This is a genomic window from Cryobacterium sandaracinum (assembly GCF_004403415.1).
GTDB lineage: Bacteria > Actinomycetota > Actinomycetes > Actinomycetales > Microbacteriaceae > Cryobacterium > Cryobacterium sandaracinum.
The window spans coordinates 91,041-116,651 of sequence record NZ_SOGO01000030.1; the positions used below are offsets into that span (position 1 = coordinate 91,041).

26 protein-coding genes are annotated in these 25,611 nt (G+C 67.2%); 13 read left to right on the top strand and 13 right to left on the bottom strand.

What is annotated here, in order from left to right; all coding sequences use genetic code 11:
- Positions 1-78: 78 nt before the first annotated feature.
- Positions 79-1,545, top strand: a complete 1,467-nt coding sequence (gene cycA / locus E3T25_RS10295) for a D-serine/D-alanine/glycine transporter (protein ID WP_134374093.1) — start codon at positions 79-81, stop codon at positions 1,543-1,545.
- A 49-nt stretch (positions 1,546-1,594) separates the two neighbouring features.
- On the opposite strand, the gene E3T25_RS16780 is transcribed toward cycA, so the two are convergent.
- The 4 genes from E3T25_RS16780 to E3T25_RS10310 all read right to left on the bottom strand — a co-directional run bounded on the left by E3T25_RS16780 (position 1,595) and on the right by E3T25_RS10310 (position 3,778).
- Positions 1,595-1,753: a hypothetical protein gene (locus E3T25_RS16780; RefSeq protein ID WP_206750258.1), complete on the bottom strand. Its 159-nt coding sequence runs from the start codon at positions 1,751-1,753 to the stop codon at positions 1,595-1,597.
- Between the two features lie 6 nt (positions 1,754-1,759).
- Positions 1,760-1,987, bottom strand: a complete 228-nt coding sequence (locus tag E3T25_RS10300) for a hypothetical protein (RefSeq protein WP_134374095.1) — start codon at positions 1,985-1,987, stop codon at positions 1,760-1,762.
- Positions 1,988-2,302: 315 nt separating this feature from the next.
- Complete coding sequence (locus tag E3T25_RS10305; protein WP_104099486.1) at positions 2,303-2,755, bottom strand: hypothetical protein; 453 nt, start codon at positions 2,753-2,755, stop codon at positions 2,303-2,305.
- Positions 2,756-3,124: 369 nt separating this feature from the next.
- Positions 3,125-3,778, bottom strand: a complete 654-nt coding sequence (locus E3T25_RS10310) for a hypothetical protein (protein WP_134374097.1) — start codon at positions 3,776-3,778, stop codon at positions 3,125-3,127.
- 224 nt (positions 3,779-4,002) lie between these two features.
- Between E3T25_RS10310 and E3T25_RS17470 the strand changes: the two genes are divergently transcribed.
- Together E3T25_RS17470 and E3T25_RS17475 are read left to right on the top strand one after the other, a co-directional pair.
- Positions 4,003-4,440, top strand: coding sequence for an N-formylglutamate amidohydrolase (locus E3T25_RS17470; protein ID WP_241980795.1), 438 nt, complete (start codon positions 4,003-4,005; stop codon positions 4,438-4,440).
- On the top strand, positions 4,335-4,799 hold the full coding sequence (locus tag E3T25_RS17475; protein WP_241980796.1) for an N-formylglutamate amidohydrolase: 465 nt from the start codon (positions 4,335-4,337) through the stop codon (positions 4,797-4,799). The genes E3T25_RS17470 and E3T25_RS17475 overlap by 106 nt, the downstream gene beginning before the upstream one ends.
- A gap of 187 nt (positions 4,800-4,986) precedes the next feature.
- Here E3T25_RS17475 and E3T25_RS10320 read toward each other — a convergent pair whose 3' ends face one another.
- Positions 4,987-6,288 carry an HNH endonuclease gene (locus E3T25_RS10320; protein WP_166785989.1) on the bottom strand — a complete coding sequence of 434 codons (1,302 nt, stop codon included), beginning with the start codon at positions 6,286-6,288 and terminating at the stop codon, positions 4,987-4,989.
- Positions 6,289-6,607: 319 nt separating this feature from the next.
- Between E3T25_RS10320 and E3T25_RS10325 the strand changes: the two genes are divergently transcribed.
- The gene (locus tag E3T25_RS10325) at positions 6,608-7,270 is read left to right on the top strand and encodes an NADase-type glycan-binding domain-containing protein (RefSeq protein WP_134342784.1); all 663 of its coding nucleotides are present in this window, start codon (positions 6,608-6,610) and stop codon (positions 7,268-7,270) included.
- Positions 7,271-7,916: 646 nt separating this feature from the next.
- On the opposite strand, the gene nagA is transcribed toward E3T25_RS10325, so the two are convergent.
- The 4 genes from nagA to E3T25_RS17760 all read right to left on the bottom strand — a co-directional run bounded on the left by nagA (position 7,917) and on the right by E3T25_RS17760 (position 12,007).
- Positions 7,917-9,071, bottom strand: coding sequence for an N-acetylglucosamine-6-phosphate deacetylase (gene nagA, locus E3T25_RS10335; RefSeq protein WP_241980797.1), 1,155 nt, complete (start codon positions 9,069-9,071; stop codon positions 7,917-7,919).
- Between the two features lie 67 nt (positions 9,072-9,138).
- Positions 9,139-9,924 carry a glucosamine-6-phosphate deaminase gene (gene nagB / locus E3T25_RS10340; RefSeq protein ID WP_104099480.1) on the bottom strand — a complete coding sequence of 262 codons (786 nt, stop codon included), beginning with the start codon at positions 9,922-9,924 and terminating at the stop codon, positions 9,139-9,141.
- A gap of 31 nt (positions 9,925-9,955) precedes the next feature.
- The gene (locus E3T25_RS10345) at positions 9,956-11,200 is read right to left on the bottom strand and encodes a PTS transporter subunit EIIC (RefSeq protein ID WP_104099479.1); all 1,245 of its coding nucleotides are present in this window, start codon (positions 11,198-11,200) and stop codon (positions 9,956-9,958) included.
- Between the two features lie 57 nt (positions 11,201-11,257).
- The gene (locus tag E3T25_RS17760) at positions 11,258-12,007 is read right to left on the bottom strand and encodes a GntR family transcriptional regulator (protein WP_134374105.1); all 750 of its coding nucleotides are present in this window, start codon (positions 12,005-12,007) and stop codon (positions 11,258-11,260) included.
- Between the two features lie 171 nt (positions 12,008-12,178).
- Between E3T25_RS17760 and E3T25_RS10355 the strand changes: the two genes are divergently transcribed.
- Both E3T25_RS10355 and E3T25_RS10360 read left to right on the top strand, forming a co-directional pair.
- On the top strand, positions 12,179-12,451 hold the full coding sequence (locus tag E3T25_RS10355) for a PTS sugar transporter subunit IIB (RefSeq protein ID WP_255408595.1): 273 nt from the start codon (positions 12,179-12,181) through the stop codon (positions 12,449-12,451).
- The gene (locus E3T25_RS10360) at positions 12,448-12,948 is read left to right on the top strand and encodes a PTS sugar transporter subunit IIA (RefSeq protein ID WP_104099477.1); all 501 of its coding nucleotides are present in this window, start codon (positions 12,448-12,450) and stop codon (positions 12,946-12,948) included. Before E3T25_RS10355 ends, E3T25_RS10360 begins: the two co-directional genes overlap by 4 nt.
- Before the next feature lie 280 nt (positions 12,949-13,228).
- Here the strand turns inward: E3T25_RS10360 and E3T25_RS10365 are convergent, their stop codons facing one another.
- Positions 13,229-13,879, bottom strand: a complete 651-nt coding sequence (locus tag E3T25_RS10365) for a cob(I)yrinic acid a,c-diamide adenosyltransferase (RefSeq protein WP_134374107.1) — start codon at positions 13,877-13,879, stop codon at positions 13,229-13,231.
- A 137-nt stretch (positions 13,880-14,016) separates the two neighbouring features.
- Here E3T25_RS10365 and E3T25_RS10370 point away from each other — a divergent pair, with 137 nt between their 5' ends.
- Positions 14,017-15,726, top strand: a complete 1,710-nt coding sequence (locus E3T25_RS10370) for a BCCT family transporter (RefSeq protein WP_134374109.1) — start codon at positions 14,017-14,019, stop codon at positions 15,724-15,726.
- Positions 15,727-15,754: 28 nt separating this feature from the next.
- Here E3T25_RS10370 and E3T25_RS17490 read toward each other — a convergent pair whose 3' ends face one another.
- A complete protein-coding gene (locus E3T25_RS17490; protein ID WP_241980798.1) occupies positions 15,755-17,371 on the bottom strand; it encodes an ADP-ribosylglycohydrolase family protein in 1,617 nt (538 codons plus the stop codon).
- A gap of 335 nt (positions 17,372-17,706) precedes the next feature.
- Positions 17,707-19,239, bottom strand: coding sequence for a tetratricopeptide repeat-containing diguanylate cyclase (locus E3T25_RS10380; protein ID WP_134374111.1), 1,533 nt, complete (start codon positions 19,237-19,239; stop codon positions 17,707-17,709).
- Positions 19,240-19,637: 398 nt separating this feature from the next.
- Between E3T25_RS10380 and E3T25_RS10385 the strand changes: the two genes are divergently transcribed.
- Positions 19,638-19,922, top strand: coding sequence for a glutaredoxin family protein (locus E3T25_RS10385; protein WP_134374113.1), 285 nt, complete (start codon positions 19,638-19,640; stop codon positions 19,920-19,922).
- Positions 19,923-19,985: 63 nt separating this feature from the next.
- Here E3T25_RS10385 and E3T25_RS10390 read toward each other — a convergent pair whose 3' ends face one another.
- Complete coding sequence (locus tag E3T25_RS10390) at positions 19,986-20,882, bottom strand: TY-Chap2 family putative peptide chaperone (protein ID WP_166785990.1); 897 nt, start codon at positions 20,880-20,882, stop codon at positions 19,986-19,988.
- A gap of 185 nt (positions 20,883-21,067) precedes the next feature.
- Here E3T25_RS10390 and E3T25_RS10400 point away from each other — a divergent pair, with 185 nt between their 5' ends.
- The 5 genes from E3T25_RS10400 (at position 21,068) to E3T25_RS10420 (ending at position 25,586) form a co-directional block, all read left to right on the top strand.
- Positions 21,068-21,676, top strand: coding sequence for a sigma-70 family RNA polymerase sigma factor (locus E3T25_RS10400; protein ID WP_134374119.1), 609 nt, complete (start codon positions 21,068-21,070; stop codon positions 21,674-21,676).
- The gene (locus E3T25_RS16785) at positions 21,586-22,113 is read left to right on the top strand and encodes a sigma factor-like helix-turn-helix DNA-binding protein (protein ID WP_166785991.1); all 528 of its coding nucleotides are present in this window, start codon (positions 21,586-21,588) and stop codon (positions 22,111-22,113) included. Before E3T25_RS10400 ends, E3T25_RS16785 begins: the two co-directional genes overlap by 91 nt.
- Positions 22,114-22,586: 473 nt before the next feature.
- Complete coding sequence (locus E3T25_RS10410) at positions 22,587-23,561, top strand: ring-cleaving dioxygenase (protein ID WP_104099468.1); 975 nt, start codon at positions 22,587-22,589, stop codon at positions 23,559-23,561.
- 8 nt (positions 23,562-23,569) lie between these two features.
- On the top strand, positions 23,570-24,274 hold the full coding sequence (locus E3T25_RS10415; RefSeq protein WP_134374123.1) for an alpha/beta hydrolase: 705 nt from the start codon (positions 23,570-23,572) through the stop codon (positions 24,272-24,274).
- A 7-nt stretch (positions 24,275-24,281) separates the two neighbouring features.
- The gene (locus tag E3T25_RS10420; RefSeq protein WP_241980799.1) at positions 24,282-25,586 is read left to right on the top strand and encodes a maleylacetate reductase; all 1,305 of its coding nucleotides are present in this window, start codon (positions 24,282-24,284) and stop codon (positions 25,584-25,586) included.
- Positions 25,587-25,611: the final 25 nt, after the last annotated feature.

Consider the following 25,611-nt stretch of genomic DNA (forward strand, 5'->3'; position numbering starts at 1 on the left):
TCCGCGACCCACAATTTCTGCAGAGATCGGTGACCCCGACACTGTGCCCATTGCCTGGACTACAAGGAAGTATCTCCGATGTCGCAAGTGAAAACCAGCACGCATCCAGCGCCGAACGCGCAACCACACCTGGCACGATCGCTCTCGAACCGTCATATCCAGCTCATCGCCATCGGCGGTGCGATCGGAACGGGCCTGTTCATGGGCTCGGGGAAGACGATCTCCCTCGCGGGGCCGTCCGTGATCTTCGTCTATATGATCATCGGCTTCATGTTGTTCTTCGTCATGCGGGCCATGGGCGAGTTGCTGCTCTCCAACCTCGAATACAAGTCGTTCAGCGACTTCGCCGGTGACCTGCTCGGGCCGTGGGCCGCCTTCTTCACGAGCTGGACGTACTGGGTGTGCTGGATCGTCACCGCCATCGCCGAGCTGATCGCGATCGCGCTGTATACGAGCTTCTGGTGGCCCGATCTGCCGCTATGGATTCCGGCGCTCGTGGCGGTAACGATTCTGCTCGGCTTCAACCTCACGAGCGTCAAGGCGTTCGGCGAGACCGAGTTCTGGTTCGCGCTGATCAAAATCGTGGCAATTGTCACGCTTATCGTCGTGGGCCTCGTGATGGTGTTCACTCAGTTCCAGTCCCCCAACGGCACCCCGGCGAGTTTCACCAACCTGTGGAACGACGGCGGGATGTTCCCGACCGGCCCGATGGGGTTCATCGCCGGTTTCCAGCTCTCCGTGTTCGCGTTCCTCGGGGTCGAGCTCGTGGGCACCACGGCCGCCGAAGCGCAGCACCCGGAGAAGAACCTTCCCAAGGCAATCAACTCCATTCCCATTCGCATCATGCTGTTCTACGTTCTCGCCTTGATCATGATCATGACGGTCACGCCGTGGCGTGAGGTCCGCGCCGATGTGAGCCCGTTCGTGGCGATGTTCGCCCTCGCAGGGCTCGGCGGGGCCGCGGCCGTGATCAACTTCGTCGTGCTCACGAGCGCGACATCCTCAGCGAACTCCGGTCTGTATTCAACATCCAGAATGCTTTTCGGGCTGTCGGTCGAGGGCACGGCATCGGGGCGGTTCCAACGTCTGACCCGCCACAAGGTGCCGGCCAACGCCCTGCTGTTCTCGTGCATGTTCCTGCTCATATCGGCTGTGCTGCTGTATTCGAGTTCATCGATCATGGCCGTGTTCACCGTGGTGACAACAATGGCGTCGGTGCTGTTCATCTTCGTGTGGACCATCATCGTGGTGAGCTACATCGTGTATCGCAAGCGCCGCCCGGCGCTGCACGCAGCATCCAAGTTCAAAATGCCCGGCGGCGTGTACATGAGTTATGTCCTGCTCGCGTTCTTCGTGTTCCTGATCTGGGCGCTCACCCAGAAGACGGATACGCTGCAGGCGTTGGTCGTGACGCCGGTGTGGTTCATCGGGCTCGGCATCGCCTGGCTCATCATCCGCCGTCGCCCCGAAATGGCCGCTAATCAAGAACTTCACCGGGCGAGTGTCGAGGCCGATCGGGCTTTGGCGCTCATCTTCCGCGACTGAGGGTCGAGACGAGCCGGTCAGTCCGAGGCAGCGCGGTGCTCAGCCGGCGTCACAGGGGAGACAACTGCATGTACTGCAGCCTGTCCGCCTCCCGCCGGGCGTCCCGGAGGAGTCTCACCGTTCGCAGCACGAACCCGATCAGCGCCAGCACAGTGGAGACCGCGACCAGGTAGAGGGAAACCGTGACCATGAGGGCCGGCCTCTCCATTTCCACTCAGGGGTAGCCGGCTCCGAACTGCCACAGGGCGTATCCGGCACCGGCAAGCAGAACCACCAGGCCCAGGCTGCCCAGGAACAGCTTCGGGCCGTCGCCTCGCAGAAGCTGCACGATTCCGTCCAGGAGGAACGACGCCGCGAACGGCAGACACACCGTGCCCATCAGGATCCCGCAGTGCGCCACGACCAGCGCCCCCGTTGCGAGCAACACATTATCCGAACTCACGCTTCAGTCCCCCAACTGATTGGCTTTACTGCAAAGTTCAAGCCTAGGTGGGGGCGCACCGCGAAAGAGGGCTTTGGCCTGCTTTTTTGTCCCCAGTGGGGGTGTCGCGGCAGTGAATATGGATGCCTGCGGCAGGTCTGGAACAGACTCCACACCGATTCGGAGGCTCCTGATTCGCCCTGCCGAAGCCGTGAGGGGTCACAAATCGACCTTCAATCGACTCAGGAAGGTCGATTTGCGACCCCTCACAGCCGTCTTCAGCCACCGTGGCGGTTGGCGCTATCGAAAGTCGGTGACTTTGGGCCGCCGCTAACGTCATGGAGATGCGGCGAACACCTCGTCAAGCGTGACCAATTCGTTCCCGCCGAAGTATTTTTGTACGTCGGCGGGACATTCCACGGCAGCGATAGAAGGGGGCATATAGACATCAACCCGGTCGCCCACGAACTCGACCTCGATGCTGACGCAGACCAACACGTTGGCAACCCTCGAATTGAATCCACTTCCGGTGGAGCTTTGCCCCGATGCGGCGTAGCTAACCAGCACCTTCGGGTAGGACATTGATCGATCGACTACCGCGCCGAACGCCGCTCCGCGAGCCCAACCGGGTGTCTGTTCATCTGTGTCTTCGCGGATTGTGGCGAACGCCGGCTTGGGCCAGACGTCTCCTGTGGACACCGCATCCAAGTAGCTGTCGAGGTTGTGCCCAATGGCGCTTTCGATGGCCAGGGCGGAGACCTTCTCTATGGTAATCCTGGCCTCAAACATTGCCTCCTCTCGTATATTCGGACGCGAACCTGAGCACGCCGAAAGAGGGAGGATCAGGCACAAAACGAGAGCGGTCTCAACAACCCGTCGTCCTGAATGCCACGGCGCCTTTACGTCACTGTTTAATCGGGTGAGCGTGGAAGGCTGCCTCATCGATGGCGCCTCAATACTCATGGATCCCCCGATTCCCTGGGCCGAATCTAGCGGGCGGGGAACGCTGACTACAGCCCCAGAACGGGAGGGCCGCCCTTACAGAATCGATGACTACTCGAGCGTCAGGAAAACTGTCGCAAGACGCGGCCAATCTCCTGCTGATTCCAACTCCTTCAGAAGCGCGCGCGGTTGCCAGAAATGCTTTGATTCCATGTGCTAAGACCCAATTCCAGCCTGGCTACGCTCTCCGAAGCGCTCCGTGGCCAACTTGATGGCAACGAATAGCGACATCTCGTCGGTCACGGACTGGGGCCCAGCCGCGGCTATGGCATCCTTGAGTCCGGCCCAACGAACCGGTTGAATTCCATCGACGGTCAAATTGCTCGGCGTGAATGTGGACCGATCAAACTCGTCGATCTGCCAGCGGCTCTCCACCCGGAACTCCCACTTATCGAGGTCGAGCGGGTCGTAATCGGCCAAACAGGTCGACGTAACCAAGGCAAAGACGTACACATCGGCGTGAAGTCGCTTCGGCTTCCCACCAATGTCAGTGTGGGCGTTTCCCTTTCGCACTTTCCAACGCAGTTTTGTTTGAGAACGCGGATCAGACTTATTCAAGGCCTGAACAAGGCCTGAGGTCTTGACCTCGATGCGGGTGCCGCTGAGCGCCAGCACGTCGTACGCGTCCAACTCGACTCGACTCGCGGGAATTGCGTCTACGGCGAGGCCAACCACGTACTCGGCCAGGTAGCCGCGCAGATTGTTCGTTCGCGCATCTCCCATCCCGAAACGCCAGAAGTCGACCACCTTGGCCTGGGGTCCGTTCCGGAACTCATCGGCTAGTTCCAGTTGCCATTTCGCACGAGTCATGCGGCCCCCTCGTTCTGTTTGTTGCTCCAGTCGCAGCCCGAGATGACCCCGCTTGCGCGCCAAGGTAGGCCCAGAACAGGAGTTTGTCTCTGCTCGGAACGTCTCCTGTGATGCATTCCTTTCACCCAAGAGCAGGGGCCACGGAGCATCAGTGACCAAATGACGGTGGCCCCTGAGACCCTGAACTCCTTCCGACCGGGAGCGCCACGGCCTGGAGGCACCCGATGACCACCCACACCGAAACCGCGCTGTTCCGCCTGATCGACAACTCGGCGACGTCACCCGTGATCCTGCACGCACCGCACGGCGGGCGTGCGATCCCGGCGGAGCACCTGCACTCCTACGTCATCTCTCCGGCCGAGTCGGAGGCCGAGAAAGACGTCATGACCGACCACTTCACCGACGAACTCGTCGGGGCCATCACGGGTGCGAGCGCGGTCATCAACGGGCTCTCCCGGTTCGCGGTCGACGTCGAGCGGTTCCCTGGCGACACCGAAGAGATGAACGCGGTCGGCATGGGCGTGCTCTACACCCACGGCGCGAGGAGATCCGGCGGGTGTCCGCCGCCGACGAGAAGCTCCCGATGGACTACTTCACCACCTACTCGGCCCGGTTCACCCAACTCGTGGACGCGACACTGGCCGTGCACGGGCGAGCCGTGATCTTCGACGTTCATTCCTACCCGGAGGCCGAGCTGTCGGATGAGCTGTCGGATGAGCTGCACGGCGGCGGCTACCGGGCACCGCTCTGCGTCGGGTCGGAGCCGTTCCACGCATCCGTCGACCTTCTGGCCACGGTTGGCGGATGCTTCCCTGACCTCGACGCGCAGGCCAATGCGCCGTTCGCGGGCTCGTACGTGCCGCTCAAGCACTACCGCAGCGATGCGCGGGTGAGTTCGGTGATGCTCGAGATTCGCCGGGACGTCTACCTGGACGAGGCCACGGTGACTCGCAAGCCGGAGGGGTTCGCGCCGTTGCAGGTTTCGCTGAAGCGGCTGGTCGACCAGGTTCGATACGGCTAAAACGACGCAGACGGTCACTGCCGGAAACGTACGCGCTCTCCCACGGTCGCGCGCAAACCATCGAGTTGCCACGACGCGCCTTCGTCAATCCCGGGCAAGCCCTGTGGCGAGTAGCGCTTGATGGTAGCGGTAGTCCAGACACCTGGTAGCGGCGGTCGGGCATCCGTTTGCATCAAAACGATGCCGGTCAGAACGGGGCCTCATCGGGCAGCGGTGGCCGGGCGGGTCTCGGCGGCCCGGCGCCGGCCCGAAACGCACCCGCGGGTGCACCCGGAGTGGCGATCGGGGTGGCCGGTTCCGTCACGAATGGGCGTCCGGTCGGTGAGTGCCAGGTGAGGATGCCGCCTTGCTCTTGTTTCACCGTCCACCCGGTCTCCGTTTTCAACGCATGGCAGCCCGGACAGAGATGGGCAAGGTTGTCGTGGGCGGTGTGGCCAAGGTCTTGCCATTCATGGGTATGGTCGAGATCGGCGCCGCGCGCGGGCTGGTTGCAACCGGCGAAGCGGCAGGTTTCGTCGCGCAGGCGGAGAAACCGCCGGAGCTCTTTCGTCACCTTGTAGCGTGTGCGGCCGACCGAGAGCACGACCCCGGTTTCGGGATGAACCAGGATGCGCGTGAAGCTCGGTGCTCGCGAGGCCAGGTCGCGGGCCGTGTCGGGGTCAATCGGCCCGTAGCCCTCGAGGTAGCCGGGTTCTTCGCTGTGGCCGAGGAGGGTCATCACCGGGACCGTGATCTGGACCGTGGCACGGATGCCCGTGCCGATTCCCGACGGAGTCACCCCGTCGATCAGCAGGTCGGTCATCACGTCGGTGCGCATCTGGGTGGGGGAACGCGGCTCCCCCGGCCCCTGCAGGCTGCGCGCGGCATCGTTCGCCCGGGCGAAGATGGCGTGCACGACGTCGGCGCTCGTGGTCAGGCTCAGCGTCGCCATTCCGTCGGGCTCCGCCTGCACCCAGGAGGTGCGTTCCGCGAAGGACTTCTCCCGCCGGGCGGTGATGGACTCCGGGTGCAGGCGCTCGCGGAGCACGCGGGCCTTGTGCTTGAGCTTGGCCGCCGTCAGAGCGCGCGCGGCCGGCAGCAGCGCCTCCTCGAAATCGGACAGGGCCGCGGCGGGCACCGAGAGGGCCTGCCCGATGATCACCTGGGCGTGCCGGTAGCTGATCTCGCCGGCTTGCAGCGCCGCCCGGGTGCCGGGGAGGTCTTCGGCCAGGGCCCGGGACTCGGCGATCAGACCCTCGGCGGTGGGTGCGGGGATGCGCAAGGTGCAGGCCAGTTCGCTCGAGAATTCGCGCCGGGCGATCTCGTCGGGGTCCCACCGGGAGCTCGTGTTGCGGGGAGCGCTCGCGGCCGTGGCTTCGCTGAACCTGCGGGCGTCATCGATCAGGTCGGCCCGCTGCGCGAAGCCCCGCGCGAGGCTGCGGTCGACGGCGGCTATCGCGTCGAAACGCGAGCCGAGCTGGGCCTGCGAGGTGCTGACTGAGGTGGTCATAGCAGTCACGTTACGGGGTGCCACTGACATTCGACGGCCGTGGCACAGGAGTGTGAATGAGCTGGTCAAAGTGGTTTTGTGGAGGAGTAGTCGGGGGTGTGCGGTGAGGGCCGAGGGGCAGCCGTGGTGGCCATTCGGCAATCCGTTTGCCGACCAGAAGCGGCTTGGCGACACCCCTCGAGGCTTCCGACCGAAGCGATGCTCCTGCGCGTAGGCTCCGGCCAAAGCATTGCATTCGTCCTGACACATGCGATCCCGCGTGTTCTGGACTTCCTGGAATCGTCAATACCGGTGTCACACGAAGTGAACTGGAGCGGAGATGGCTTCTCGCGGAAACGCCAACGAACCGAGGATGTGGGTCGGCGTCGTGCAACCGCCGCAAAGCCGCTGGCCGGGCGTTGTGGGTGGGCTGCTAATCGGCATCCTTACGGCTGTCGCCACGTCCCTGCTGCTCCTTGCGCTCACTCCGCTCTTCAAGAGCGCGCTCGCCGAGGCCGACTGCGATGATCCCCGCGGGCTGCACCTGGTGTCAGGGGTCGGCGCCGAGAGTTCCAGTGCCCTGACGGAATCCGACCCCATTATTGTCGAGCATCCAGCCGCTTTGGCGATCGATGGGGATCTCGGCACGTCGTGGGTGGAGGGCGTTGACGGTCTAGGCAAGAACGAGACGCTAACTCTGACTCTGCCTGGCACACCCGATGTGCAGCTCGTCTGCGTGATCAATGGCTATGCGAAGTCGGAGGCCTTGTTCCTCCGCAATGCCCGGGTGAGGCAGTTCACCGTGAAGACCGACCAGGGCATCCAACCCTCCATGCTTCGTCAGAAGCCGGTCGCCGACTATGCCGCGTATCAAAGCCTGGCAATCCCGAAGGGCAGCACCACAGAGATCGTGCTCACGATCGCCATCGCGGTGGGCGGCGTGGGCGGCGACCGGGCGGCAGACACCTCAATCAGCGAAGTCGAGGTGTGGGCGAGAGACTGACCGCGAGCTTCCCACCTCCCCCAGGTTTGACCGCCGCACATGCTCAATACTGCCCGGGTCCGCGCGGGACCCGACGGGTGCAGACTGGCCGCTGCGACCCTGCCCACGGCATCCGTCACCTCGCCCAGCAGCCGGAAGACAATGTGCCAGCGCTGCCCGTAGAGCACCACGTCGATCGGGTGCCCGGGTGCCAGTTCCACGAGCTGGCCGTCGCCGAGCTCGGTGAGGCATTGTTGCTCGGGCAGCAGCCCCCAACCGAGGCCGAGCGCCACCGCGCGGGCGAAGTCAGCCGAAGTGGGATGTGGTGGCGCGGGACATCCGCGCTCAGTGAACCTTTGTTCAGGAGCCCTCCGCTCAGGAACCCTCTGTTCAGCCTGCGCGAACCAATTCGACGGAGATTTTGCCTGAAACGAACGAAAATGGGCCTCCCAGGCACTTTTTCATGAGAATCTCCGTCGAATTCGTTCGGGGCTTGGCGAAGGAACGGCAGCGGGAGCGGACGGGAGCGGACGGGAGCGGACGGGAGCGGACGGGAGCGGACGGGAGCGGACGGGAGCGGACGGGACCCGGACGAGGACGGGAGCGGGTGGGACCCGGACGGGGGAGGGCGGGCGGGAGCGGGCGGGGCACTGGAGGGGAGCGGGTGCTACTCCGCGCACCACACCCCGGCCTGCATCGTCGCCGTGACGCATAGGCCCGCGTCGAGCACGATCAGGTCGGCGCGAAGGCCGGCGGCGAGCCGACCGCGGTCGAGGAGGCCGATCATGTCGGCCGGGTTCTGGGTGGCCGCCCGCACCGCGACGGCCAGCGGCACTCCGGCGGTGTGCACGGCGTAGCGCACGGCTTCGCTCAGGGTGAGCACGCTGCCGGCGATCGTGCCGTCGGCCAGGCGCGCCACGCCGTCAGCGACGCTCACGTCGAGGCCACCGAGCTTGTAGGCGCCGTCGTCCGCGCCGGCGGCGGCCATGGCATCCGTGACGAAGACGGGCCGCGACGGGCTTTCGATGATGAACCGCACGACGGCCGGGTGCAGGTGCACGCCGTCGGCGATGAGCTCGGCGAAGACGTTCGGGTCTTCAAGAAGGGCGAGAGCCGGGCCGGGCTCACGCTGGTGAATCTGCCGCATCGCGTTGAATACGTGCGTGCCGGCCGTGGCCCCCGCCGCGATCGCCTGCCGCGTCAGGTCGTAGTTCGCGTCGGTGTGCCCGATCGCGGCCACGGCCCCGTGGCCCGCGATCTGCGTCACGGCCGCTAGCCCACCCTTAAGTTCAGGCGCGATGGTGACCATGCGCACGGTGCCTCGCCCCGCCCGCATCAACCGGTCGACGGTCTCAGTATCAGGCTCGCGCAACAAGCTCTCGTCGTGGGCCCCGCGGTGAGCCGGACTCAGCCACGGGCCCTCCAGGTGAATGCCGGCCAGCACTCCCCGTTCGACCAGCCCGGCCAGGGCTGCCACGGTGCGCTCGACTTCGTCGAGGGGACCGGTGACGAGACTGGCCATCATCGTGGTCGTGCCGTGGGCCCGGTGGGTCGCGGTGATCCGCGCCACGGCTGCGTCGGTGTCGGCGTCGTTGAAGCTGCTGCCGCCGCCGCCGTGCGTGTGGATGTCGACGTAGCCGGGCGCCAGGGTGCTCTGCTCGAAGACCTGGTCGGGAGGGCGGGGCGGCTCCCCCGCGCCGCAGGCCACGATCAGCCCCGCACGGATGTCTACCCACCCCGGCGTGTGCACCGCATCGGGTGCGATCACGGCCCGGGCAGCGAGGAGCATCGAGTCGACCTGGATGGGTGCGGGCGGGGTCATGAGGGTGTCTCCAGGAGTCAGCGAGTTGCAGGGAACGGGGGTCAGGGTCGAGTCAGGGAGTGCTGCGTCAGATCCCCTGCCAGGCGTGCTTGTTGGCCCAGGCGTACTTGTAGTAGGCGAGGTTCTCGAGCCGGGAGGCGGCGGCCTCGTCGACGATGACCGTCACATGCGGGTGCAGCTGGATGACGGATCCCGGCTTGCTCGACGTGATCGGTCCCTCGACGGCGGCGGCGATGGCATCCGCTTTCTCCTCGCCGAAGGCCAGCAGAATGAGGTGCCGAGCCCGCAGAATGGTGCCCAGACCCTGCGTCATGCAGTGGATCGGCACGTCGTCGGGGGATGCGAAGAACCGCGCGTTGTCGACGCGGGTCTTCTCGGCGAGGGTCTTGATTCGCGTGATCGACGCGAACGACGACCCAGGCTCGTTGAACCCGACGTGCCCGGTGCGGCCGATGCCGAGAATCTGCACGTCGATGCCGCCGGCGGCGCGAATGGCTGCCTCGTAGTCGACGCCCGCGGTCTCGATCGTGGCCAGATCGCCGTTCGGCACCTGGATGTTCTCGGGGGTGAGGCCGATCGGCACGACGGCGTCGCGGGTGATCACGGAGCGGTAGCTTTCCGGGTGGTCGGCGGGCAGGCCGACGTATTCGTCCAGTGCGAAGCCGCGCACCCGGGAGACGTCCATCGGGTTCTCCGCCAGGGAGGCGGCGAGCGCCGCATAGACCGAGAGCGGGGTCGAGCCGGTGGCCAGGCCCAACACCGCGTCGGGCTTCTGGGTGATCAGTGCGCGAATGGATGCCGCCGCGAGCGTTCCCGCCGCGGCCTTACTGTCAACAAAAACTACTTCAGCCATTTTTCGTACTCCAGATTCTGGATTGTGTGGACTAGACCGACGTCGAGGAGGCGGAGTCCGGCGCACTGGCGTCGGGCACCTCGTCGTCGCCGCGGCCGGGGGTCTTCAGATTCCACTTGCGGATCACGAAGCGGAACAAAAAGTAGTAGATCGCGCCATACGCCAATCCGATCGGGATGAGCAGAAGCGGCTTCTCGGCGAGGCCGAAGTTGAGCACGTAATCGAACAGACCCGCGCTGAAGCTGAAACCGTCGCGGATACCCAGTGCGTTCACCAGGGCCATCGACGTTCCGGTGAGGAAGGCGTGGATGACGAAGAGGGGGAACGCCACGAACATGAACGAGAACTCCAGGGGCTCGGTGACGCCGGTGAGCATGGCGGTGAGGGCACCGGAGAGCATGATGCCACCGACGATTTTCTTTTGGGTCGGCTTCGCCTCATGCCAGATGGCCAGGGCTCCAGCGGGCAGGGCGAACATCATGATCGGGAAGAACCCGGTCATGAAGGTTCCGGCGGTGGGGTCGCCGGCGAAGAACCGCGCGATATCGCCGCTGGCGCCGTTGTAGTCGCCGATCACAAACCACACCACGGAGTTGAGGATGTGGTGCAGCCCCACGGGGATGAGCAGCCGGTTGGTGGTGCCGTACAGGAAGCCGCCCCAGATGTCGTTGGAGGTGACGACATCGCCGAAGGCAGTCAATCCGCCGGCGAAGGCCGGGTAGACGAAGCTGAGCAGAACACCGAGTGCGAGCGCCACCACGGCGGTGATGATCGGGACGAAGCGTCGACCACCGAAAAAGGCGAGGTAGCTGGGCAAGGAGATGCGGTGATATTTCTGCCAGAGCACCGCAGAGACGATACCCATCAGGATGCCGCCGAGCACGCTGTAATCGACGAGAACCTGGGGGTCACCCTTGGCCGGCAGCCCCAGTACGAGAGGCGACATCGCCTCACCGACCTTGGAGAAGACGAGATAGCCGACCACGGCCGCGAGGGCGGTCGAGCCGTCGGACTTCTTCGCGAAGCCGATCGCGACGCCGACCGCGAAGAGCAACGGGAGGGCCCCGAACAGCGCCCCGCCCGCCGAGGCGATGACGGCTCCGCCCGTTTCGAAGCCCGGAATGGCGCCGAGCAGGTCAGGCTGACCGATGCGGAGAAGCAGCCCGGCGGCAGGCAACGCCGCGATGGGCAACATAAGGCTGCGGCCGACTCGCTGAGCCTGGCCCAGGCCCGGTATTTTTCGTCGCGTCCCGGCGTCTTCGGTGATGCTGGACATGAATTCCTCCTGTGATGGGTGTGGTGTGTGGGGCCCGGTCTCATGCCGGGCCGGAGATCAGAGCTGGTGCCGGAGATTCAGGGTCATGTGAATCTGGTAGCGATCACCGCGGTACCAGGACGTGACGTACTCGATGGCGGCTGACCCCGCCGACGAGGTGCGCCGGAAGACGATGAGCGGCGCCCCCGCGGTGACGCCCAGCGTCTCCGCGAGTTGGGGACCGGCAGCATCCGCCCAGACCGCCTGCTCGGCGTTGTCGATGCGCAGGCCGTATTCGGTCGCGAACGTCGCGTACAGGGAGCGGGTGAGGTCTTGCTCGCCAAGATTCGGCAGCAGCTCCGCCGGATAGTAGCCGCGTTCGAGGGCCATCGGGGTGCCGCCGGCCAGCCGGAGCCGTTCGACGACCTGCACCCGGGCGCCCGCGCCCAGACCGAGTGCCGCCCGCACATCGAGCGGTGCCTCGATCAGCGCGGTGGCCAGCAGGAGTGTTGCCGGAACAAGGCCGCGGCGGCGCATGTCCTCGGTGAAGGAGGCCAGGTGCAGATCGCTCTGCACGCGCTCGCCCGCCACGAAGGTGCCTTTGCCCTGGATGCGGTAGAGCAGACCCTCCTCGACCAGCTGACGGATGGCCTCCCGCACGGTCGACCGGCTGACGCCGTATTTCGCCATCAGCTTGCGCTCGGGCGGAATCGCGGCGTGTGGAGCCAGGGTCTCCTCGACCAGATCCTGCAGGATCGAGCGCAGCTGCGTTTGCTTGGACACCGGCCCGGCTGCGAGCATTGAACTCTCCTCCTGGGTCTGGCTCATGGCGTTGCCTTTCACTTGTTGATCGGTTCGGTCGGCGTCGAGCCCGAGTGGTGTAGTACCACTTCCGCTGCGTGGTCCGTACTGGTACGATCCAATAGTTAGATCATGAAGGCAGGGCACCCCACTTGTCAACACCGAGTGCGGCCCGGGCCTTCGATCGAATCAAAGTCGATGAGCCCGTCGCAGTGCCCACCACAGAAGGAACAGAAGATGACTAGCAAAGCCGCGCAGATCCTGGCCGCCCTCGGCGGAAAAACCAACATCGTCGAAATCGAGGCGTGCATCACTCGCCTGCGCACCGAGGTGACCGACCCCGCGGCCGTGAACGAGGCGGCGCTCAAGGCCGCCGGAGCGCACGGTGTCTTCCGTTCCGGCACCATTGTGCAGGTCGTCGTGGGCCCCGAAGCCGACAACCTGGCCGAGGACATCGAGGACCTGCTATGAGCCCGGCCGCACCCGTGAGCGCCTCCGTGGTCGCCCCCGTCATCGTCCTTTCCCCTGTGCCCGGCCGCGCTGTGGCGCTCGCCGAGGTGCCCGACCCCACCTTCGCCCAGGCCATCGTGGGCCCGGGCGCCGCGATCGACCCGCCCCGCGGCGTGGTCGACGCCATCGCCCCGATCAGCGGCACGCTGCTCAAGGTATTCCCGCACGCCTACGTGATCGTCTCCCCCGACGGTCTGGGTGTGCTTGTGCATTTGGGTATCGACACCGTCGAACTGCACGGCGAGGGCTTCACCCTGCGCGCACAGCAGGGCGACCACGTCTCTGCCGGCGACATCATCGTCACCTGGGACGTGTCGGCCATCGAGGCCACCGGGCGCAACCCGATCGTGCCCGTGATCATCCTCGAACAGAAGGCGGAGAACATCACGCTGGCGGATGCCGTCACGGCCGGCGCCCAACTCGAGTCCGGCGATGTCTTCCTGACCGTCACCCGCTGAGCGTCCACCGCTGACCGTCCACCGCTGACCGTCGACCGCGGACGCATCCGCCGGGGGATTCATGGCGCTGGCGCTGGTACTGGTACTGGTACTGGTACTGGTACTGGTACTGGTACTGGTACTGGTACTGCTGCTGCTGGTACTGGTGCTGGTACTGGTACTGGTGGTGCTGGTGCTGGTGCTGGTACTCGTGCTCATCGTGCTGCCGCTTGCGGCTCGCCTGCGGCCAGGTCGGAGGTTACGCGGGAGGCCGCGTCGCCGATCTCGGAGAGCAGCACCGTCAGGCGCCGCCGGCACCCGTCTCCGGACGGTCGTCGCCGACCTCTTCCTGCGCCATCGCCCGAGCCGAAGCCTCGGGCACCCACATCACGTCGCCGTGCTCGGCGTTGGCTCCCCGGGCCAGCACGAACATCAGGGACGACAGCCGGTTCAAGTACCGCGCGGTGAGCGGGTCGACGGAGGTCGGGTGCAGGTCGATGGCAACCCACACCGCTCGCTCGGCACGGCGCACGACGCCACGCGCCTGGTAGAGCAGTGCGGCTGCGACCGTTCCGCCGGGGAGCACGAAGCCGCTCAGGTCGGCGGCCTGCTGCGCAAAGTGATCGACAGCACGCTCGAGCCGGACAAGGTGCGACTCGCGGATGCGTGCCGGCGCCGGCTCGGGGTCGTCGAGGGGCACGGACAGGTCGGCCACCAAATCGAACAGGTCGTTCTGCACGCTGGCGAGCGTACTGGTCACCTCGATGGGCAGGCCACCGGCAGCCATGGCCAAGCTGACGGCCGCGTTGGCCTCGTCGCAGGCTTCGTAGGCGGCGACACGCACGTCGGTCTTGGCCACGTCGCCGTGCCGGCCGAAGGTGGTGCGGCCGGAATCGCCCTTGCCGGTGTAGAGGGCCGGTTGGGCCGGTGCGAATTCTCCGAGGTCAGCCATAGCGGACACTATAGTAATCGCCGCGCCATCCGCGTAGCGTTTAGGCGAGCCGCAAGCAGTTTTCTTCTCGCACCTCCCGCGGCAGTGACGTGACGGGAACTGTCCGATCGACGGGTGTTCGATCACCGAGGAGCGATATGTCCAAGGATTCAGCAGATGGCATCGAGTCGGAACTCGGGGACGCGGTCAGTGAACCGCACCGAGAGGGCCTGGGCACCATCGACAAAACGGTTTTCGGCGTTTCCGCCGGCATCATCGTGGTGATCTGTCTGGTCGGGGTGATGTTCACCGAGACCGTGGGCGACGTTTCGGCATCCGTTCTCGGCTGGGTAACCGGCAACCTCGGCTGGTTGTTCATTCTCGGGGCGTCGGGCTTCGTCATCTTCTCGTTGGTGCTGGCCTTCGGTAGGTACGGCAGCATTCCGCTCTCCCGCGACGGGCAGAGCACCGAGTTCTCGACAGTCTCCTGGGTTTCCATGATGTTCAGTGCAGGCATGGGGATCGGGCTGATGTTCTTCGGCGTGTACGAGCCGGTCACCCACCTGGCGACGCCGCCGCCGTTCGTCGACGCACCGGCGAACAGCCCGGAGGCTGCCAACGCGGCCATGGCGTACACCTTCTTCCACTGGGGTCTGCATCCGTGGGCGATCTATTCGGTGGTCGGCTTGGCCCTGGCCTACTCCACCTACCGGATGGGCCGCGGCAACCTGATGAGCGCTCCGTTCCAGGCCCTGTTCGGCAAGGAACGGATCGAGGGCAAGGGCTGGGGCAAGCCGATCGACATCCTGGCGATCATCTGCACCCAGTTCGGTTCGGCGACGTCGCTCGGGCTGGGCGCACTGCAGATTGCGGCCGGTGTCTCACTGCTTCGTTCCGGGCAATTCGAGGAGGAACCCGGAACGGTCGTGCCGATCATCATTATCTGCGTGCTGACCGTGGGGGTCGTGTTCTCCGCGGCGAGCGGGGTGGCGAAAGGCATCAAGTGGTTGAGTAACACCAACATGGTGCTGTCGGCCCTACTCGTCGTGTTCGTCTTTGTGGTCGGCCCGACTGTCTTCATCCTGAACCTGTTGCCGTCGTCGATCGGCGTCTATCTGGCCGATCTCGTACCGATGAGCTTCCACTCGGCGGTGTTCGGCGGCGAGGAGTGGCTGGCGAGCTGGACGATCTTCTACTGGGCGTGGTGGATCTCCTGGACCCCGTTCGTGGGCACCTTCATCGCCCGGATCTCCCGCGGCCGCACCATACGTGAGTTCATTCTCGGCGTGCTTCTGGTGCCGACGGGGGTCAGCATCCTGTGGTTCGTCGTCTTCGGCGGCATGGGATTGAACCTGCAGCTGAACGGTGTCGACATCGCCGGCACCGGCAGTGCGGCGGCCGGCTTCTTCGCGGCGTTGCAGCAGTATCCGTTCTTCATCGGCTCGGCTCTCGTAGTGATGGTGCTCACCGCCGTGTTCTTCGTCAGCGGGGCGGATGCGGGCGCTCTCGTGCTCGGGACGCTGTCAAGTCGCGGTCGTAAGGAGCCCTGGAAGCCGCTGGTGATCCTCTGGGCGATCCTCACCGGCGCCGTCGCTGCGGTTCTGCTGTTCGTGGGCGGGCTGGGTGCCCTGCAGACGTTCACCATCCTGGCGGCGACCCCGTTCGTTCTGATCATCATCGGGCTGTGCGTGTCGCTCTATGTGGATCTGCGTCGTGACCCGTTGCGCCAGCGCACCGTCGGGCCGGTGCGCACCTCCTCGGAGGCGCTGGGCGCGGTCCCGTTCACGAATGCGACCGCAGAGAGCATCGACCTGGGCCTGCAACCGGATGCCGCGTCTCCCCTCGACCCGGATGGCCATCGGCCCTGAGACCGGCTTGTTTTTGCAGGCCGATCGCTCACGCCTCGGACTTGAGCGCCTGCAGGAACGCGGTGTTCGGATGCGCGTGCGGCAGGACATCCGTCACCTCGCGCAGCGCCTGCTCGATCGGGATCCCCCGGTGTCTCGCAGCGTAGAGCGCACCAACCGCGGGCGTGCGACTGACCGCTTGCACGCAGTGCACGAGCACGGTGCGTCCCTCGGCGCGCAGGGCCGCGATGACATCGACGGTGTCCGTGAGCACGAAGTCGAGGTTGGGGTTGGCCTTCTCTGCTGGCTCGTCGATCAGCCAGACCGCAACCTTGTTCTCCGCACGGATGCGGTCGGGAACCTGTGTGCGGCCGACCCGGCAGAGCGACACGACGGCGTCGATTTCCACCGGCAGGTCACCCAGGATGCCGATCGCACCGAGCCAGACACCATCGTCGTGCGGGTGCCGCACGAAGGTGGAAATGTCGCCGGAGGTGGAGTAGGGCAGGTGATCGGCGGTAGGCCAGGTGGTGGCGGCACGGTCTTTGCGGGACCGACGGTCGAGTACGGCCACGTCGCGGCGCTTGGCTGCACCAGGCTCGTTCCGGTCGGTGCTGGCCCGGTCTCGGCGCTCGGCCAGCACCGGGGACCCCGACACGCTCGACCATCGGGATCGCCCACCGTTCGCGCGGGCGGCCAGCACACCGCGGCGCACCAGTTCGTCGGCGCGCAATCCGCCCGGCCAGCCGTGCACGATGCGGCGCCAGGCGGCCGGCACCGCGGATGCGCCATAGCGCGCCCCGAGCAGCCCGCCGGCGATCGCGGCGACCGTGTCGGTGTCGCGGCCGCCGCGCACGGCGATCTCGAGGGCGTCCTGCAGGTGCCCGGCGGGGGTGGCGGAGACGGTTCCCGCGCCGGAAGCGCCACCCGGCGCGCTCCGTGGCTGAATGATCGCCGACCAGGCCGCCTGCAGCGCCTCCACGACCCAGCCGTTCCGGCTGAAGTCGGAGGGAACGCCGGCCTCGGCCACGACGAAGCGCGCCTCCCAGAGCGCGCGGCGTTCGGCGGGCAGGGCGTCAAGGCCCACCCGAACGTCGAGGGTGCCCTCGAGCACCGCGTGCCGAATGGCCAGGCACCAGAGCACGCAGGCGTCGCCGGCATCCGTTTCATAATGGGTGAGCGTGCTGATCGTGCGGGCGACGCCGGCGAGCGCCACCGGGTCGTCGAGGTAGGCGAGCGCCACGGGCGCCGTGCGCATGAGCGAACCGTTGCCGCCGCTGCGGCCGTGCCGGTCGTGATGGGCACGGGCGACGACGCGCACCGCGGATGCCGTGGGCTCGGTTCGGGAGAGCACCGCGCGCAGCTGGTTGCCCACGTCCGGTGCCGTGCGGGCCCACTCGACCCAGGCCGCCACGATCTCGTCGAGCACGGCCTCGTCGCGGAGATCGTGACCGGCCGCGATCGCGTTGACGATCGGCACGGCCATGGAGGTGTCGTCGGTCCACTCTCCGGGAGCCCAGTCGAACCCGCCGCCGCCCCTCATCGTGACCACGGCGTCGCTCGCTAGCGGCGGGCCGAACTCGTAGCCGGCGCCGAGGGCGTCGCCACAGGCCATGCCCAGCAGAACGCCGGCGGCGCGGTCCAGTTGTGCGGACGTCAGTTTCAAGCGTTTCCCCCGTGCAATCGTGCGATCGTGCAGTCAATGAAGTCGGGCTCCGGCTGGCCCGTTTTCCGGGCCCCCCGAGGCACAAACCCCCACGTCGAGCCTACGGGCGAAACGCCGCATCCGTCGCCGCCGCATTCGAGGGTCAGTGCCGGCCGTGAATCGGGGGTCGTTCGTTTCCCCGCCCACGGCCCTGCAGCACCTCCGCCCCTAACGAATTCGACGGAGATTTTGCCCATAAACCCTGTTTTCGGCCTCAAACCGACCCTTTCGGCAAAATCTCCGTCGAATTGGTTCAAGGCCGGGCACGGCGCTCTGGATGGGGGGCTCCTCGGGTTTTACGCCGCCGACAGCACCACGGCGGTAACCATCTGGTCCCGGCCGGAATCCTTGGCCTGGTAGAGGGCCGCGTCGGCGCGCGCGAGCCAGTCCGCCACGGTCTCGCCCGGGGAGAGTTCGGCCAGGCCGACGCTCACAGTGCAGGCCAGATCGGGCGCCAGGGCACCCCAGTGGTAGCCGCGAACGGAGGCCAGCAGACGCTCGCACGCCTGCTCGGCACACTCCAGGGTGGTGTCCGCGAAAACGAGCAAGAACTCCTCGCCGCCCACGCGCACGGCCATATCACTGTCCCGGGTGACGGCGCGCAACAGGGTGGCCATGGCGTTCAGCACCTGGTCGCCGGTGGCGTGCCCGTGCTCGTCGTTGACCCGCTTGAAGTGGTCCATGTCGATCATGGCCACGCAGATCGGTTGCAGGGTGTCACGGGAGCGGCCCATCAGGGGCGGCAGCTGGCGGTCGAGCGCCCGGCGATTGGGCAGTCGGGTCAGCGGGTCGGTGTTCGCCTGGTGGTCCAGATCGTCGGCACGGATGCGCAGCCGTGCCGCATCGAGCTGCGACCGCTCCGCCTCGTGGCGGGCCTGCTCGATCCCCAGGGTGTTGATCAGCATCTGGGACTGGATGCCGGCCGTCTCGGTCGTGCGTTTCAGGATCAGGGCGTGTAGCTTCTCGAAGTGCCCGAGCGCCTGCTCGAACCGGCCGGACTCCTTGTGCATCTCGAACAAGGCCTGCTGCAGCTTGATGTGCAGAGCCGGATCGTCGTCGAGGGCGGCGACCCGCAGCTGGGCGTTCATCATCGCGGTTGCCCCATCGAGGTCACCCTCAGCCCTGGCCACCTCGGCCAACTGCGCGTCGTTGTTCTCCTCGAGACTGCGGAACCCGTGCGCCTTCGCCAGACAGCGGGCCCAACCGGCCTGCTCGCGGGCCTCTTCGTGCTCGCCGAGTTCGATCAGGATGCTGACCAGGTTGGTGCGGGCGATGCTCTCGTAGAAGTTGTGCCGTTGGGCGTGGGCCACGGCCACGGCCTCCCGCACGAGCAGGAGGGCCTGCTTCAGGCCCATCTCCACGTTCATGCCCTGGGCGCTCTGCCTCTGAGCCTGGATCAGGCAGGTGTCACCGAGGTTGTTGAGACCCACGAACCGCGCCTCGGGGTCGTCGATCGTGCGCGTGAGGCCCAGCGCCTGCCGCCCCAGTTCGAGCGCCCTTTCGGACTCGCCCATGCCCTCGTGCACCATCGACGAACGGCTGAGCGCCCAGAATTCGGCCAGGGCGCTGCCACTGCCGCGGGCCGTCTCCACTGCCGCGAGCACGTGGCGCAGCGCCGGTTCGTAGAGCCCCGTGTCGCTGTAGGCCAGCACCAGGGTGCAGTGCACCTTGGACTGCCGCAGCAGATCGCCGGTGCCGTCCAGGAACTCCAGCGCCAACAGTCCCTGCTGAACGGATGCCTCATAGTCGCCCAGTCGCAGCCGATGCAGCGCCAGCAGTTCACGGGCCTGCGCCTGCTGCAGCAGCGTCGCGCCGGCCCGGGCCAGCACCGCCTCGGCCTGCCCGACACCGTCGAGATGGCTCCCGCTCGCGCTCGATCGCTCGCAGTCGGCGAGGAGGTCGTCGATCGAGGATTCTGGCGCTGGTTCTGGCGCTGGTTCTGGCGCTGGTTCTGGCGCTGGTTCTGGCGCCTGTTCTGGCGCCGGCGCTGCGTGAGGCGCTGCTGGTCGTGGCAGGTCGATGGCCGGTTGTCCCCCTGAGTCTTGTGCGGCATCCTGGTCTGAATGCATGTTCAGTCCCCCAACTGTTCGTGCTCAGACTGAACCTAGCAGTCGGCCTGCCTCAAAAACCCGGTTCTCGAGGGCATCGACGATGGCCCTCTGCCCCAAAACGAGGCGCACGCACGCCGACCCGCGGGGCACTCAGGGTGCCGACCTAGGATGAGTTCATGACCGACCTCGCCGCTCCCCCTGTTTCCGACGCCCAGCGCCTGACCGTGTTCGGGGCGGAGTGGTGCGGCGACTGCCGCCGCTCGAAGAAACTGCTCGATACGCTGAACGTCGACTACGACTACGTCGACCTCCTGCTCGTGGGGGACGGCGCCGACCGTGCCCACGCGATCAGCGGTCGCACCCAGATCCCGGTGATCCTGTTCCCGGACGGCACCCACGTGGTGGAGCCCAGCGATTCGACTCTGCACGCGAAGTTGACCCAGCTCGGCAGCATCCGCTAACCGGCCCGCTCGCCCTCTCCGCAGCGGGGGGCCGGCTCGCCTGCCCGAGTGCCCGCGCCCGATTCAGGGGAAGTAGTCGGCGAGCACGCGCGCGGTCACGAGCGCGAGCTTGCGGTCGAGCCGCTCATACAGGGGCATCAGTGCCGTGGCGCCCGAAGTCGTGTGCACCACCCCGGCAGAGTCGAAGATCGCGATCGGCTCGAGGTCGCGCAGCAGCGCCCAGAACGGCTGGTAGAAGTACACGCTGCGACCGCCCGCCTCGAACTCATCGAGGGTCATCGCGACATACTCGGCCCGCGCCCGAACGGTGGAGGGGAAGTCGCGGAAGAACTCGCATCCGGGGTTTTCCGGATCTTCGTCGTGCAGCATGGGCGCCGGAACCGCGTACCACTCGTACCGGTCGTTGGTCGCGGTGGCCAGCGCGCTGGCGATCACCCGGTAGGTCAGCGCCCGGGCGGACGTGGCCGGTGTGGTCTTCGGGATGCCGAGTCCGCTCGCCACCTCGATACGCTTGACGATCGTGTGCGGGTTGAGCGCGGCCAGCATCTGGATCCAGCTGATTTTCTGCACCACCCCGTCGACCAGGAATTTGCAGCCGCCCTCGAGGTCCCACTGCACGCTCATGCCGTCCTGCTCGTCATGCACGATCAGGAGGCGGTCGGCCTCGTCGACCTCCACCCCGGAGATGCGGAGATGCGGATGCCGCCGCACCAGTTCGCTCGCGATCCACCACATCTGGGCGGTGAGGAAGCGGTCCGCCGGCGGGTGGTAGACCTCGTAGCCGTCGACCTCGCTCTCGCTGACGCCGCCGCTGTCGCCGCTGTCACCGCCGCTGTCGCCGCCGCTATCACCGCTGTCGCCGCCGCTATCACCGCTGTCGTCACCGCTGCCGCCGCCGCTGTCGCCGTCACGGCCGGGCAGAAAGTTCTCGCCGGAATCGTTTGACTCTGCATCACTCATAGTCGCGTCCCTCCACTCGATACGGCTCTGCCCGCTCATCATCGTCGATCCGGGCCCCGAGCGAAACTCCCCGTTCGAGGTCGGTCGGCGCACGGGGTTCCTGCACAGCCGGACCCGTGCGGTGATTCTGCACACGCTGTGTCGGCCCCGAGGTCCCGACCCCGGCCCGCGCCTACGGTACCGGCATGACCATCGCCGCGAGCCGTTCCCATTCCCGTCACCGCTTCTCCGCCGATTCCGTGGGCGCCTACCTGCACGAGATCGGCCGTGTGCCGCTCCTGACCAAGACGGATGAGATCGAGCTCGCCCAGCGCATCGAGGTCGGGCTGCTCGCAGCGGAGAGACTCTCACGGCTTTGGCCGGGTGCTTCCGGCGAGGGGGCCGCCGACCTCGGGGAGGAGCTCCGCTGGCTCGCGGCCGACGGCGGGCGGGCCATGAATCACCTGATCTGCGCGAATCTCCGGCTGGTGGTGTCCGTGGCCCGGCACTTTACCGGCCGCGGGCTCGACCTCCTCGACCTGATCCAGGAAGGCAATCTCGGCCTGATCCGGGCGGCCCCGCGTTTCGACCACACCCGCGGTTTCAAGTTCTCGACCTATGCCACCTGGTGGATCCGCCAGAGCATTCAACGCGCGCTGGCCGACCAGGCCCGAACCACCGTCTCCCGGCCTACCAGGTCGAGGCGCTCACTGCCCTCAACCAGGTGCAGCACCGGCTGCGGCAGCAGTTCGGCCGCGACGGCACCATCGCGGAACTCGGCCAGGCCAGCGGGCTCACCACGCAACAGATCCTGACGCTGCGGAACCGCACCGGCCAGCCGCGGTCGATCGACGCCCCGGTCTGGGCCGACCTCGGCAGCGGCCTCGAGAACGTGCCCTTCGGCGACACCATTGCGGATGTCGCGGCGCTCGACCCGTGCGACGCCGCCGGCCGCACCCTCCTGCTGGAGCGCCTCGCCTGCCACCTCTCCCTCCTGCCCGACCGCGAAGCCAGCGTCCTGAGCATGCGGTACGGCCTCGGCGGCGACATCCCGAAGCCCCGGCGGGAGATCGGAGCGCACTTCGGTGTGTCCTACGACCGGGTGCGGCAGATCGAGCTGCGGGCCCTGGCCCGGCTGCGGTCTCCGTTGGCCTCCGGGCGGGTTCCCGGGGCGCGGGTCAGCGCCAGCGCGGAGACGGCGGAACGGGGCGGCGGCAGAATCGCGGCAGCATCCGTTTCTCGAAGTGCTTGACGGCGAATCCTCCGCGAGCGTAGCTTCAAACTGTTGCCCCGGACCCCGGCGACCGCACCGGAAAAGCCGACTGAGGGGGTTCGATGTTTGGGAACGCGGGTGCACAACCGCCGAAGGATGTCGACGGCCGGGATTTGATCTCCGAGGCGTCGTGCTCGGTTCCGCCGGGGCTGGCGTGTCCCGCTGAGAGCAGCATCTCCCTGGCGAACGACGATTCGGTCGGGAACTGGCTCGAGGACTTGCCGGAGCGTTCCTGGGATGTCGGCCAGGGAGAGTAGTCCCGTCGGCCCGGCCCGAGCGGCCCGAGCGGCGCATTCGCCCTCGCGCGGGAGCTGCACGTGCCTGGGAATGAATCCACAGAAACATGTGTTTGCATAGAAGTCGGCATCACGCCGGACTGCGCAGCTCAGAAAGCGCATGCCAGACTCGACGCCAACAGCACACCGACCAGCTTCCCGCCAGAAAGGGACCCCGTGACTCCGCACACCTCCGGACTGCACCACGTCACCGCGATTGCCGGTGCACCGCAGCGCAACATCGATTTCTACGTGACCGGCCTCGGCCTGCGGCTCGTGAAGAAAACGGTCAACTTCGACGACCCCGGCACCTACCACCTCTATTACGGGGATGACGCGGGCCGCCCGGGTTCGCTGCTCACCTTCTTCCCCTGGACGGGCATCTCCAGCGGGCGCCCCGGCTCGGGCCAGTCCACGTCCACCGCTTTCTCGGTGCCGGCCGGCAGCCTCGGCTGGTGGGCCGGCCACTTCAGGCAACTCGGCGTCGAATCCGAATTCGTGCGCCGCTCCGCCGACGAGGAACGCCTCTCCCTGCGTGACCCCGACGGCCTGCAGCTGGACCTCGTGGCCTCGTCGACGGTTGATCCGCGCAATCCGTGGGACTCGGCATCTGTGCCCGCCGAGTACGCGGTGCGCGGCCAGCATTCCTCGGTGCTCACCGTCGCCGACCCGACCGGCACCGTCGAGGTGCTCACCCGCGACCTCGGCATGCACGTGATCGAGGAGACAACCGACCGCATCCGGGTGGGTGCCGGCGACGGAGCCCCCGGCAACATCGTGGACATCCTCGCCGACCCGAACGGGCAGGTCGGCCTGACCGCCGGCGGCAGCGTGCACCACATCGCGTTCCGGGTGCCGGACAAGACCACGCAGGAGCAGTGGCGCCAGGAACTCGTCGCGCGCGGCTACGGCGTGACGGCGATCCTCGACCGGCAGTACTTCACGTCGATCTATTTTCGCGAGCCCGGCGGCGTCTTGTTCGAGATCGCGACGGACACCCCCGGCTTCGACATCGACGAGCCACTGCTGGAACTGGGCCGCTCTCTCAAGCTGCCGCCGTGGCTCGAGCCCAGCCGGGACCAGATCGAGCGCGCCGTCGTTCCGATCACCCTGCCGAGCGAGAACAACCCGGCCCTCGTCGCGGAGAAGTAGGACCCTCGATGACCGAGCAACGCGACTCCCCACAGACCGATCTCGACTGGGTGCACGTTTTCCGGGCGGGTTCGCCGACGGCATCCGGCGACTCAGGCCCGCCCGGCTCAGACCCCACGGATGTCTCCGCCCCCGTGCTGTTGATGCTGCACGGCACCGGCGGCGATGAGCAGGAGATCCTCACCCTTGCCGACGCGCTCGACCCCGGCGCGACCGTGCTCGCCCCGCGCGGTCGCGTCACCGAGGGCGGCATGCTGCGCTGGTTCCGCCGCCTCTCCGAGGGCGTGTTCGATGTCGAGGACGTGGTGCTGCGGGCCGGCGAACTGGCGGGTTTCATCGCCCAAGCCCGGCAGCACTACGACCTCGACGGGCGCCGCATTATCGCCGTGGGCTTCTCCAACGGGGCCAACATCGCCCTGGCCACGGCCCTGCTGCACCCCGACGCTCTCGACCGGGTCGTCGCGTTCTCCGGCATGTTCCCGCTCGACGATCGCGCGCTCGCCACGGACCTCGCCGACACGACGGTGCTGATGCTCAACGGACGCTCCGACTTGATGGCCCCGCTCGCGAGCGCCGACCGGGCCGTCGCCACCCTCATCGGGCGCGGCGCCCAGGTCGACCGCGAGCTGCGCGACGGAGGTCACGGCATCGCCGCCACGGATGTCGCCGCCGCCCGAGCCTGGCTGGCCCGCCCCATGCAGACCCGCGCGTAGGCGTGCCGTGAGGGAGCAGCCCGTCGGGCCGGGCCTCGATTTCGAGTATCGAACGCAGCGACAGCGCGTGCTCTTCGGCACCGGGCGGGCCGGCGAGCTGCTCGGCGAGGTGCTCGGCAAGGTGCTCGGCGAGCAGCCGGCCACGGTGCAGGCCGGCGGCACGGTGCAGGCCGGCGGCACCGGCACCAGCACCAGCACGGCGAGCGTGATCGCTACGGCGGGCACCTTGGGCGCCAGCGGCACCCCCGGCGCCCCGCGCGTGATGGTGATCGCGACCCGGCGGGAAATGGAGCGGTCCGCGGCGGTGCTCGCCGGCATCCGTTCGGTGCTGGTGTTCGATGAGGTCGTGCAGCACGTTCCGGCGGAGTCGGCCGAGCGCGCCCATCGGGCGGCCCAGGCGGCTCGCGTCGACGTGATCGTTGCCCTCGGCGGCGGGTCGGCGATCGGGTTGGCCAAGATTCTCGCGTTGCGCAGCGAGCGGACCGGCGGACTGCCGATCGTGGCGGTGCCCACCACCTATTCCGGTTCGGAGGCCACCGCGGTCTGGGGGCTGGTCGAAAACGGGGTGAAGACCACCGGGTTCGATCTGAGGGTCCTGCCCAGCACCGTGATCTACGACGCCGACCTCACGCTGTCCCTCCCTCGCGAGCTGAGCGTGTCCAGCGCGCTGAACGCCCTCGCCCACGGCGTCGACGCCCTCTGGGCCCCGGGCGCGAACCCGGTCAGCGCGCTGCTCGCCGCTGAGGGAATCCGAATGCTGGCCCACGCCCTGCCGCGAATCGCCGTGGCTCCCGGGGTCGGACCGCACACCGCGGAGGCGGCCGGCTCGGACACATCGGGGAGCGATCCGGTTCTGGGGGGCGGCGGCATCCACGGAGCCCTGGCCGCCCGGAAGGATGCCCTCTATGGCGCGTATCTGTCGGCGAGCGCGTTCTCCAGCGCCGGTTCGGGCCTGCATCACACGATCTGTCACGTGCTGGGCGGGACTTTCGGGCTGCCGCACGCGCAGACGCACGCCATCGTGCTGCCGCATGTGATCGCCCTCAACGCGCCCGCCGCCACCGAGGCCGAGGCGCGGATAGCCGCCGCCCTGGGCTCGCGCACCGCCGTCGAAGGGTTACTCGCCCTGCGGGACAGCCTGCACGCACCGACTGCGCTGCGGGACTTCGGGTTTCAGGAGTCGGACATCGCCCGGGCCGTGGCACTGGTCCTGCCGGCCGTTCCCGCGTCGAACCCGCGCGCGGTCACCCCCGACGACCTGACTCTGCTGCTGCGGAATGCCTGGTCCGGCGCCGCCCCGGGCGGGCGCTAGCCGCTGGGCGGGCGGCGCGGCCGGG

What these genes read in the sequence shown, in the direction of transcription:
- cycA (WP_134374093.1), top strand. Translation starts at nt 79, where the DNA reads ATGTCGCAAGTGAAAACCAGCACGCATCCAGCGCCGAACGCGCAACCA.
- E3T25_RS16780 (WP_206750258.1), bottom strand. Translation starts at nt 1,753, where the DNA reads ATGGAGAGGCCGGCCCTCATGGTCACGGTTTCCCTCTACCTGGTCGCG.
- E3T25_RS10305 (WP_104099486.1), bottom strand. Translation starts at nt 2,755, where the DNA reads ATGTTTGAGGCCAGGATTACCATAGAGAAGGTCTCCGCCCTGGCCATC.
- E3T25_RS10310 (WP_134374097.1), bottom strand. Translation starts at nt 3,778, where the DNA reads ATGACTCGTGCGAAATGGCAACTGGAACTAGCCGATGAGTTCCGGAAC.
- E3T25_RS17470 (WP_241980795.1), top strand. Translation starts at nt 4,003, where the DNA reads ATGACCACCCACACCGAAACCGCGCTGTTCCGCCTGATCGACAACTCG.
- E3T25_RS10320 (WP_166785989.1), bottom strand. Translation starts at nt 6,288, where the DNA reads ATGACCACCTCAGTCAGCACCTCGCAGGCCCAGCTCGGCTCGCGTTTC.
- E3T25_RS10325 (WP_134342784.1), top strand. Translation starts at nt 6,608, where the DNA reads ATGGCTTCTCGCGGAAACGCCAACGAACCGAGGATGTGGGTCGGCGTC.
- nagA (WP_241980797.1), bottom strand. Translation starts at nt 9,071, where the DNA reads ATGACCCCGCCCGCACCCATCCAGGTCGACTCGATGCTCCTCGCTGCC.
- nagB (WP_104099480.1), bottom strand. Translation starts at nt 9,924, where the DNA reads ATGGCTGAAGTAGTTTTTGTTGACAGTAAGGCCGCGGCGGGAACGCTC.
- E3T25_RS10345 (WP_104099479.1), bottom strand. Translation starts at nt 11,200, where the DNA reads ATGTCCAGCATCACCGAAGACGCCGGGACGCGACGAAAAATACCGGGC.
- E3T25_RS17760 (WP_134374105.1), bottom strand. Translation starts at nt 12,007, where the DNA reads ATGAGCCAGACCCAGGAGGAGAGTTCAATGCTCGCAGCCGGGCCGGTG.
- E3T25_RS10355 (WP_255408595.1), top strand. Translation starts at nt 12,179, where the DNA reads ATGAGCCCGTCGCAGTGCCCACCACAGAAGGAACAGAAGATGACTAGC.
- E3T25_RS10360 (WP_104099477.1), top strand. Translation starts at nt 12,448, where the DNA reads ATGAGCCCGGCCGCACCCGTGAGCGCCTCCGTGGTCGCCCCCGTCATC.
- E3T25_RS10365 (WP_134374107.1), bottom strand. Translation starts at nt 13,879, where the DNA reads ATGGCTGACCTCGGAGAATTCGCACCGGCCCAACCGGCCCTCTACACC.
- E3T25_RS10370 (WP_134374109.1), top strand. Translation starts at nt 14,017, where the DNA reads ATGTCCAAGGATTCAGCAGATGGCATCGAGTCGGAACTCGGGGACGCG.
- E3T25_RS10385 (WP_134374113.1), top strand. Translation starts at nt 19,638, where the DNA reads ATGACCGACCTCGCCGCTCCCCCTGTTTCCGACGCCCAGCGCCTGACC.
- E3T25_RS10390 (WP_166785990.1), bottom strand. Translation starts at nt 20,882, where the DNA reads ATGAGTGATGCAGAGTCAAACGATTCCGGCGAGAACTTTCTGCCCGGC.
- E3T25_RS10400 (WP_134374119.1), top strand. Translation starts at nt 21,068, where the DNA reads ATGACCATCGCCGCGAGCCGTTCCCATTCCCGTCACCGCTTCTCCGCC.
- E3T25_RS10415 (WP_134374123.1), top strand. Translation starts at nt 23,570, where the DNA reads ATGACCGAGCAACGCGACTCCCCACAGACCGATCTCGACTGGGTGCAC.